This is a genomic window from Rhodoluna sp. (genome assembly GCF_049276775.1).
Classification (GTDB): domain Bacteria; phylum Actinomycetota; class Actinomycetes; order Actinomycetales; family Microbacteriaceae; genus Rhodoluna.
Genome location: NZ_JBASXC010000050.1, coordinates 1 through 8,168, shown reverse-complemented (window position 1 = coordinate 8,168; position 8,168 = coordinate 1). Strand labels below are relative to the sequence as shown.

The window sequence follows — 8,168 nt, the reverse complement described above, 5'->3', positions numbered from 1 at the left end:
CTGCGGCTCGGTGTTACCAACCACCGAGGTAAGGGCGTCTACCGGAGAACCATAGCCACCGAAAAGCTTGAGTCCTTCGGTGCCGGCAAAAACAAAACCCAACCCGAACTTCGCGATGATAAAGCCTGCGATCGAAGCTGAAGCCGATTTGAGCCCTGTAATCCAATTCCCACCTTCCTTCTTATATGCCACAACGAAGGCAAAAATCGCGATGGCTGGAAGCATAAAGATGGCATGCGGTTTTACAAGAGCGGCTACCCCAAGTGCTATTCCTGATAACGACCAAAGGGACCACTTGTCTTGGTCTGCGATCCAGAGCGCGACAAGAACAACTGCAGTCATGGCTGCAAAATACATAATCTCTGGCATGAAATATGAAACGGGAATCGCGATTGGGCTGAGTGCTGTCACTGAGGCCACAAACACAGACCAGCCAAACGGTAGGTACCTAATCGCAATTAGGAATGTGAAGATGATTGCTAGTACAAAAAACACTGAGTTGATGCTCTTTGTGCAGGCATAAAAGTCCGTCCCACACAGGTTGGTGGCACTCATAATCCACGAAAATACGTAGTTTGAGAAGAACTGCTCTGCAAAAGGCAAATGTCTAGCGGCGCTGGTGTAAACGTACTCGTCACCCATGATTGAGGGTAGTACGGTCCAGACCCGACTGATCGACCAAGCCGCAAAAGCAACTGGGAGTAGTAGCCAAAAGTATTCATACCTTGATTTGGTTACCACTCAATTTCCCCCTTGTGCTTGGGTCTGTTTGGAACAGAGGAAACATCGTGGCTAACAAAAGCCAGAAGCAGTTGGAATCCAAGAATTAGCGGAACTACTGAGATCATCACTGTTCCGGTTGTCGCCGCAACCCCGGTTGCCATGGACTGGTTGTACGCCGCAATTCCAAAAATCAACCCAAACCACCACAGAATGAATCCGAGGGGAAGTTCAATAGATGCAGCCGAGACATCTCTTAGGTAGTAGTTATAGAAAAGCCTTTTGTGGAAATTCTTGAAGTGCTTCCAGGGGAACTCCCACAGAGTCTTGATTATGCTCAAGTTGCTCTTTTCGGTTCCATACCGAGCCTGCATCGGAACATCCCAAACAACCGCTCGATAAAGACTCAGGCGGAACAATATATCCGATTCGAAGAAAAATCGCTTGCTAAGCATGTCAAGTGGCAGTGCCTTCAAAACATCTCGGTGGATTGCAGTGAACCCATTGGTTGGATCCGTGATGTTCCAGTACCCGGTTGAAATTTTCGTCAAAAGAGACAACCCTGCGTTGCCAATCAATCTGATGCTGGGCATTTGACTGAGGCCTGTGAGGCTATCTAACCGATCTCCCTTGGTGTAATCGGCTCGCCCGTTCACAATAGGTGCAATCAAGTCTGAGATTTGATTAGGGTCCATCTGCCCGTCACCATCGAGTTTTACGATGATGTCTGCATCGGTAGCTAGAGCCGCCTTGTACCCGGTAATCATCGCACCCCCAACACCCTGGTTTTCCTCGTGGAAAATTACCTGTACACGCTTATCGGAAACTTTCTCTTGCACGAGTTTTCCGGAGCCATCGGGGCAGGCGTCATCAACAACAAAAATGTAAGAAACATCGTCACCAATCTCACCCAGAGTTTCAAGAACGTGAGAGGTCACCTTATAAGAAGGTACGACTACAGCAATAACTGGCTTAGACAAAAAGGCCCCTAACGGTTTTATCTATGCCCATGCTAGAGAACTTCCTTGCTGGCTTGGTCAATGGTCTCTTCCGGACTTGCTGTACTAGGCAGAAAAAATAGCTATGAGAGCTAATTTACTCGAAAACGCCCTAAAGCATCGGTCAAGCAACAAAGCCCAAGGAAATCCTTGGGCCTTAGTTGATGTGTGGAGATGGGGGGAATTGAACCCCCGTCCGATATTTGGATTCTGACTCTTCTACGGGTGTAGCTTCAATACTGTTTTACTCGACTCCGGTCAAAGCTTGAAGCGACCTAACCGACGAGCCCAGCCTGAGTAAAAGTCCCAAGTAGCCCTAAGGCGTAGCTACTCAGCAAGATTTCTAAATGACGCCAGGACCTAAAACGAAATCAGATTTAGGCTGACGGACTTCGAGGCTAGCTTATGCAGCTAGGGCAAAGTCGGTGCTTTTTGATTTGGCACCTATAGTTTGCAGAGGACGTTTACGAGATAACTCTGCATTCTCGACCCGCTTCATTCAGTTTCGGCAAATACCGTCGAAACCGATCATCCCCATGTTTAGTTTTCAAACTACCTTTCGGTAGTCCCCCAGTCTACCAACAGGGGCAGACAATAGGAAGGCCTACCAGTCCTTACCCTTGGTCGACATTGCCCTAGCCGCCTCGCGCTTATCCTGTTGCTCTTTCAAAGCATGGCGCTTGTCGTAGTCTTTTTTACCCTTGGCCAAAGCAATTTCAACCTTCGCTTTGCCGTCTTTGAAGTAAATGGAAATCGGAACCAAGGTAAAACCGGATTCTTTTATTTTTCCAGTGAGCTTATAAATCTCTACTCGGTTCAGTAGAAGCTTCCTGCGACGCCTGGTTGAGTGATTCGTCCAGTTTCCCTGGACATACTCGGGGATGTGAACATTCTCGAGCCAAGCCTCCCCTCGCTCTATGGTGGCATAACCATCCACCAGAGACGCGCGACCGGCCCGCAACGACTTCACTTCGGTTCCAGTTAGGACAATGCCTGCTTCATAGACATCTTCGATGTGATAGTCGTGACGGGCTTTACGATTGGTGGCCACCACTTTCTGGCCACGCTCTCTCGGCACGATCGACTCCTAGATTTTTAGATAGCGACGGATCGCAAGACCCGAGGCCACTGCAGCCAACACCACGCCGGCCGCCATTAATAGCGGAACTACAAGCATGCCATCGCTAAGGCTCACAAAGCTAGTGAAAGGAAGTCTTTCCGCCAAGAACCCTTGAACAAAGAACTGAACTAGGCCCAAAACCGCTCCGGCAGCAAGCAAACTTCCTAGCAAAGCGGCGACTACACCCTCGAGAATAAAAGGTAGTTGGATGGAGAAGTTGCTTGCACCAACCAGCCTCATGATTCCGAGCTCTCGTCTTCTAGAAAATGCTGAGAGGCGAATCGTGGTGGATATCAATAGAACACTAGAAACAAGCATCAAAGCGGCAATAGAAACCGCAGCTAGCGAAGCAATGTTCAGAATGTTGAAGATCTGGTCCAGGTAGCTCCTTTGGTCACGAACTTCCTCAACCCCGGACAGCCCAGTGAAGCTCTCGGTAATTATCTGAGATTGATTCGGGTCAAATAGATTCACCCAGTAGGTTTCGTTTAATTGTTCTGCTCTTACGTACTGAGCAACAGCATTTCCCGCGAACTGCTCTTGAAAGTTTGCAAAAGCCTGATCGTGATCCTCAAAGTAGTACTCCTCAATAAAAGGAGTAAGAGTTGCCGAGTCAAGTCTTTCCTGCACTTGGAGCTTCACATCATCCGAAGCTTCCCCCCTAGGGCAGGTTGCTTCGGGTGAAACATCGGTGCAGAGGTATATGGCAACCTGAGCTCGGTCGTACCAGTAGTTTTTCATCTGGCCGATTTGAAGCTGGAGTAAAGACGCGGTTCCAACAAAAGTGAGAGAAATAAATGTCACCAGAATGATGCTGATGACCATGGCTAGGTTTCTGCGCAGGCCTTGGCCAACCTCAGAAAACATGAATCCAAATCGCATGACTAAGCCCTGGCTCCGTAGCCGCCGGCTATCTGGTCGCGAATGATTTGACCTTGACTTAGCTCAACTACTCGGCGCTGCATTTTGTCAACGATTGATCGATCGTGGGTTGCCATCACGACTGTGGTACCGGCTAAGTTGATTGAATTAATCAGCGCCATGATGCCCTCGCTGGTGGTTGGATCTAGATTTCCAGTTGGCTCATCCGCCAACAAAATTGCTGGCTTGTTTACGATTGCCCGAGCGAGAGCGACTCGTTGCTGCTCTCCACCGGAAAGTTCATTTGGTAGTCGATCAGCTTTTTCAGAAAGACCAACTAGACCCAAAACATCTGGGACCGCCTCTTGAATAAATCCTTGAGACTTGCCAATCACCTCGAGGCTAAATGCCACATTTTGCGCAACGGTCTTGTTTGGCAGCAGCCTAAAGTCCTGAAACACCACTCCAAGCTTCCTCCGGAAGAATGGCACCCGTCTGGCGGGAAGACCAACCAGGTTTTCACCAAGAACGTGAACTGAACCAGAGTTTGGAACATCTTCTCGAAGCATCAGTCGCATAAGGCTCGATTTGCCAGAACCTGAGGCCCCAACCAGAAAAACAAAGTCGCCCTTTTCAATCTCCAGGCTCACCTGGTCAAGGGCGGGTCTTGGGGTACCTCGGTATTTTTTGGTGACGCTTTGAACGCTGATCATTGTGTCTCCAGCCTAAGCGGGAGAGCGCATTCTCCAGCGGATTCCCGCGGCTATAAATCCATCAAGTCCCCCGTCAAAAACCGACTGCGGGTTGTTTTCCTCGTAATCGGTGCGGAGATCTTTCACCATTTGGTAGGGCGCCAGTACGTAGCTTCGCATCTGCTCACCCCAGGACGCTTTTACATCCCCAGCCAGCTGCTTTTTTGTGGCTTCTTCTTCACGTCTTCTAATTTCCAAAAGCCTGGACTGGAGAACACGCATGGCGGCCTGCTTATTCTGAATCTGACTTTTCTCGTTCTGGCAACTTACAACAGTTCCAGTTGGCAGGTGAGTGATTCGAACGGCTGAGTCAGTAGTGTTCACCGACTGACCTCCGGGACCCGAGGAGCGAAACACGTCGACCCTGATGTCTGAGTCAGGAATGTCGATTGCCTCAGTTTGTTCAACCAGCGGGACTATTTCAACCGCAGCAAAAGAGGTTTGGCGCTTGCCGGCTGCATTGAAAGGGCTCATCCTTACCAAGCGGTGAGTTCCCGCTTCCACCGACAGGGTTCCGTAGGCGTAGGGGGCGTCTACTTCAAAAGTTGCAGACTTTATGCCGGCACCTTCGGCGTGAGAAATATCTAGCACCTGCACTGGATACTTCTTATGCTCGCAGTACCTCACGTACATTCGCATAAGCATTTCGGCAAAGTCGGTTGCGTCGTCACCGCCAGCTCCGGATCGAATGGTTATGACCGCAGCCCTCGAGTCATACTCGCCGCTGAGTAGGGTCTGAATCTCAAGTTCACTTATCAACTTCTCCAGATCAGAGAGTTCTTTTTTAGCCTCTGTCTTGGTTTCCGAATCGGAAGCGTCGTTAGCCATTTCAATTAGGACTTCTAGGTCGTTGATTCTGGACTCAACCGAAACAATCAGATCGAGCTTGTCCTGCGATCTAGAAAGTGAGGAAGTAATTTTTGAAGCGCGCTCTGGGTCATCCCACAGATCTCCCGCAGAGGCTTGGGTCCTTAGTGAATTGACCTCTTCCTGCAGAGAATCAGGGTCAATTACCTCTTTTATGGTCGCAAACAGCTGCCGCAGGGTTTTGATCTCGGAAGCTAGATCTAGTTCGGACATGATTTCCCAAGTCTAAGTCAGGAGCATAATTGTCTGGTGCCCGCAAACCCCAAAGCCTTCAAGATTTCGAGCTTGAACTTTCCTGTCTTCACGCCCTCTTTGCTGTTTGGTATCGCCGAGGGAAGCCTGCTTCCAATAATTCCGGCAAGCGCAGGGGCTCTGGGTGCGGATCTTCCAACTGCGGCGGTAATCACCGGGTTGGTCATGGTTGGCACCCTGGTTGCAGATATTCCAGCGGCGAAACTCATAAACCGCATTGGAGAGCGCAATGCGATGCTTACCGCTTCAGCGATTGGAAGCCTCGGTGTTGTATTTTCTCTGCTGTCGACCACTCTGTGGATGCTCGGAGCAGGAATGTTCTTACTCGGCGCCAGCGTCTCCGTTTTTGCTCTGGCTAGGCACTCCTTTCTAACCGAAGTGGTTCCCTACTCTCATCGCGCGAGATCACTATCGATTTTGGGAGGAGTCTTTCGTGCCGGCCACTTTATTGGGCCGATGATCGGAGCTCTACTGATAACACTTATTGACATCCAAGCCGTTTTCTGGAATGCAGCAGGGTTCGCCGCACTAGCCGCCGTTGTCCTTCTGTTTGTGAAGCCGGATGTCATGCCCGATACTCCGGGAACCACAAAAGGAGCGACCTGGATGGTTGCCAAAAGGGAATCAAGGAAACTTGCGACTCTTGGCATGGTCTCTGCGATCATGGGAAGCCTTCGAACCGCCCGAATAGTTGGACTTCCACTTTGGGCCCTCCACATCGGACTATCTCCGGCAGCTACGGCTCTCTATATCGGAATAGCGGGCGCGCTGGACCTCGCCCTTTCGTATACCTCTGGACAGATAATGGATCGCTTCGGGCGAAGGTGGTCAGCACTGCCAACGCTGCTTGGGCTTTCACTTAGTTTTGCCCTTCTCACGGTCACTGATGACGCAACCACTTTTCTTGCAGTTGCGCTTGTAATGTCGCTTGCCAACGGAGTCGGGAGTGGAATTATTCTCGTGATCGGATCGGACCTTGCTCCAAAGGGTGAAAGAAACGAGTTCTTGGCCTCCTACCGACTACTCGTTGATGCCGGTGTTGCAGCAACACCACTTGCCATCTCCGGAATCACGGCACTTTTTGGAATCGCAACCGCAATGTTATGGATGACGGGAACGGGTATTCTCGGCGCCGTACTAGCTCACCGCTACCTACCTCGTCGAGCCAAACCCTCGGAGCAGACTCTCCCTATCTCAGAAAATATGTAGTTCTCAAAGATTGGTTGCCAAACACTGCACAATCTAATCCGCACGGTCCTCAAATCCGCACTCGATGCCTCAACCAGGGTCACTTGATTAAGTCCCTCTAGTGGTATCTCACTCAGGTACCGACTGGCCATCGAAACAAGATTCTGGTTCAGATTCCCCCCAGACTCCATCAAGACGCTCAAAGCTGCCGACTCTGCAACACCAGTTAATCTTCGCTCTGTGATATACAAACTCCCTGAACCCACAATTGCAAGTACCGTTGCGAGGGAGACCATCGCAAGGCCGATTCCAAGAGGTGCAAGTGAGCCTTGCTCACTGGCCCTAGAAGCGCTGACTCGAGAAAGCAACGAGATCCCCCAGTCGAACTTCAATCTCGGCTGTGGTCTCTGGCTGCATGCAGGTTGGGTCTGGCTTGCAGCGCAGAGTCCAATCCAGTGCCTGAACTGAAACACCAAAGTCGCGAGCTAGCTCAGAAATTACTTGCGCCGTACTGGCTCTATCTGGCCACAGCACGTGGGCACGCAGCGCGTGGCGAGCGATCGCCTCTACGGCAAAACTTTGCTGCTGAGTCTGAATTGCCAGTGTTGCAAACATCAAAATTGGAATTTGTAGCAGCACACTAAACCCGATCAAATCCACAATCGCCGAGCCTTGCTCGGAAGAAATCTCAGTACTCAACTTCACGAGTTGCCACCGAACTAACTCTCAATAAAGTACCTCCGGGCAAAATAGCCAACTTTAGAGATGAAACTAATCGAATAGATTCGATTGTTCCGATTCGGGAGGTAAAGCCCACCACCTCAACCGCTGTAGCTGGACCTAAAGATTGACTTATGAGTTTCTGGGTCTTTTCTATTCCACTTGCAATATCCTGATCGGCAAGAGCGGCAAACCTGGCGCCCTCGATTGTGGCATCTAAGATAACCACTCGAGCATAGGAACCAAGGGTGATCGAAATCGTTGCCGAGAAAATTGCAAGCATCGGAAACGCCACCAACACAAAGTCGGTGACCGCCGATCCTCTTTCCTTAGAAGCTGACCACACGGTTCATGGCCTGCTGGAATACCCCCTGCAGGGCGGGGCCTGCAAATGACCACATCACGACAACTAACCCGGCGGTCATCAGGGTAATTAGCACCCATCCAGGGACATCACCTTCTTCTCCGGGATGGTTCTCGAATGTGTTCATGGCTTGTCCCTTCCTTACCTGTTGCCCAAATCGTAAGCAAGGTCGGCATCATCAGGGGGAAGTTATCCCCAGCCCCCGCGGCGAAGGGCACCTAGCACCCGCAGGGTAATCTACGCCGCCGGGCAGGAAAAGCTGAAGAATCACGCGACAACTTGCTCGCCCAAGAAGCTCAGGGGGTGCAGTGAGGGGGCTGGGCCTA

10 protein-coding genes and 1 other RNA gene are annotated in these 8,168 nt (G+C 50.6%); 1 reads left to right on the top strand and 10 read right to left on the bottom strand.

What is annotated here, in order from left to right; translation table 11 throughout:
- The 7 genes from WAO31_RS03540 to prfB all read right to left on the bottom strand — a co-directional run.
- Nucleotides 1–741: glycosyltransferase family 39 protein (locus WAO31_RS03540; protein ID WP_509590331.1), on the bottom strand; the 741-nt coding region annotated here is incomplete at its 3' end.
- Nucleotides 735–1,700, bottom strand: a complete 966-nt coding sequence (locus WAO31_RS03535; RefSeq protein ID WP_509590328.1) for a glycosyltransferase family 2 protein — start codon at nucleotides 1,698–1,700, stop codon at nucleotides 735–737. The genes WAO31_RS03535 and WAO31_RS03540, both read right to left, overlap by 7 nt.
- 184 nt (nucleotides 1,701–1,884) lie before the next feature.
- Nucleotides 1,885–2,254: a transfer-messenger RNA gene (ssrA, locus tag WAO31_RS03530) on the bottom strand.
- A gap of 68 nt (nucleotides 2,255–2,322) precedes the next feature.
- A complete protein-coding gene (gene smpB, locus WAO31_RS03525; protein ID WP_509590326.1) occupies nucleotides 2,323–2,796 on the bottom strand; it encodes an SsrA-binding protein SmpB in 474 nt (157 codons plus the stop codon).
- A gap of 9 nt (nucleotides 2,797–2,805) precedes the next feature.
- Entirely contained in the window at nucleotides 2,806–3,720 is a 915-nt protein-coding gene (gene ftsX, locus WAO31_RS03520) for a permease-like cell division protein FtsX (RefSeq protein WP_509590324.1), read from the bottom strand.
- Between the two features lie 2 nt (nucleotides 3,721–3,722).
- Nucleotides 3,723–4,412 (bottom strand): cell division ATP-binding protein FtsE, encoded by a 690-nt coding sequence (gene ftsE / locus WAO31_RS03515; RefSeq protein WP_509590322.1) that lies wholly within the window; start codon nucleotides 4,410–4,412, stop codon nucleotides 3,723–3,725.
- Nucleotides 4,413–4,424: 12 nt separating this feature from the next.
- The gene (gene prfB, locus WAO31_RS03510; RefSeq protein WP_509590320.1) at nucleotides 4,425–5,531 is read right to left on the bottom strand and encodes a peptide chain release factor 2; all 1,107 of its coding nucleotides are present in this window, start codon (nucleotides 5,529–5,531) and stop codon (nucleotides 4,425–4,427) included.
- A 72-nt stretch (nucleotides 5,532–5,603) separates the two neighbouring features.
- Here prfB and WAO31_RS03505 point away from each other — a divergent pair, with 72 nt between their 5' ends.
- A complete protein-coding gene (locus WAO31_RS03505; RefSeq protein ID WP_509590317.1) occupies nucleotides 5,604–6,779 on the top strand; it encodes an MFS transporter in 1,176 nt (391 codons plus the stop codon).
- A 321-nt stretch (nucleotides 6,780–7,100) separates the two neighbouring features.
- Here WAO31_RS03505 and WAO31_RS03500 read toward each other — a convergent pair whose 3' ends face one another.
- Genes WAO31_RS03500 through WAO31_RS03490 form a run of 3 tightly spaced genes read right to left on the bottom strand, consistent with a single transcriptional unit; the run spans nucleotide 7,101 to nucleotide 7,969 of the window.
- Nucleotides 7,101–7,463 (bottom strand): hypothetical protein, encoded by a 363-nt coding sequence (locus tag WAO31_RS03500; RefSeq protein WP_509590315.1) that lies wholly within the window; start codon nucleotides 7,461–7,463, stop codon nucleotides 7,101–7,103.
- Nucleotides 7,447–7,824: a TadE/TadG family type IV pilus assembly protein gene (locus WAO31_RS03495; RefSeq protein WP_509590312.1), complete on the bottom strand. Its 378-nt coding sequence runs from the start codon at nucleotides 7,822–7,824 to the stop codon at nucleotides 7,447–7,449. Before WAO31_RS03495 ends, WAO31_RS03500 begins: the two co-directional genes overlap by 17 nt.
- The gene (locus WAO31_RS03490; protein ID WP_509590310.1) at nucleotides 7,808–7,969 is read right to left on the bottom strand and encodes a hypothetical protein; all 162 of its coding nucleotides are present in this window, start codon (nucleotides 7,967–7,969) and stop codon (nucleotides 7,808–7,810) included. Before WAO31_RS03490 ends, WAO31_RS03495 begins: the two co-directional genes overlap by 17 nt.
- Nucleotides 7,970–8,168 lie beyond the last annotated feature (199 nt).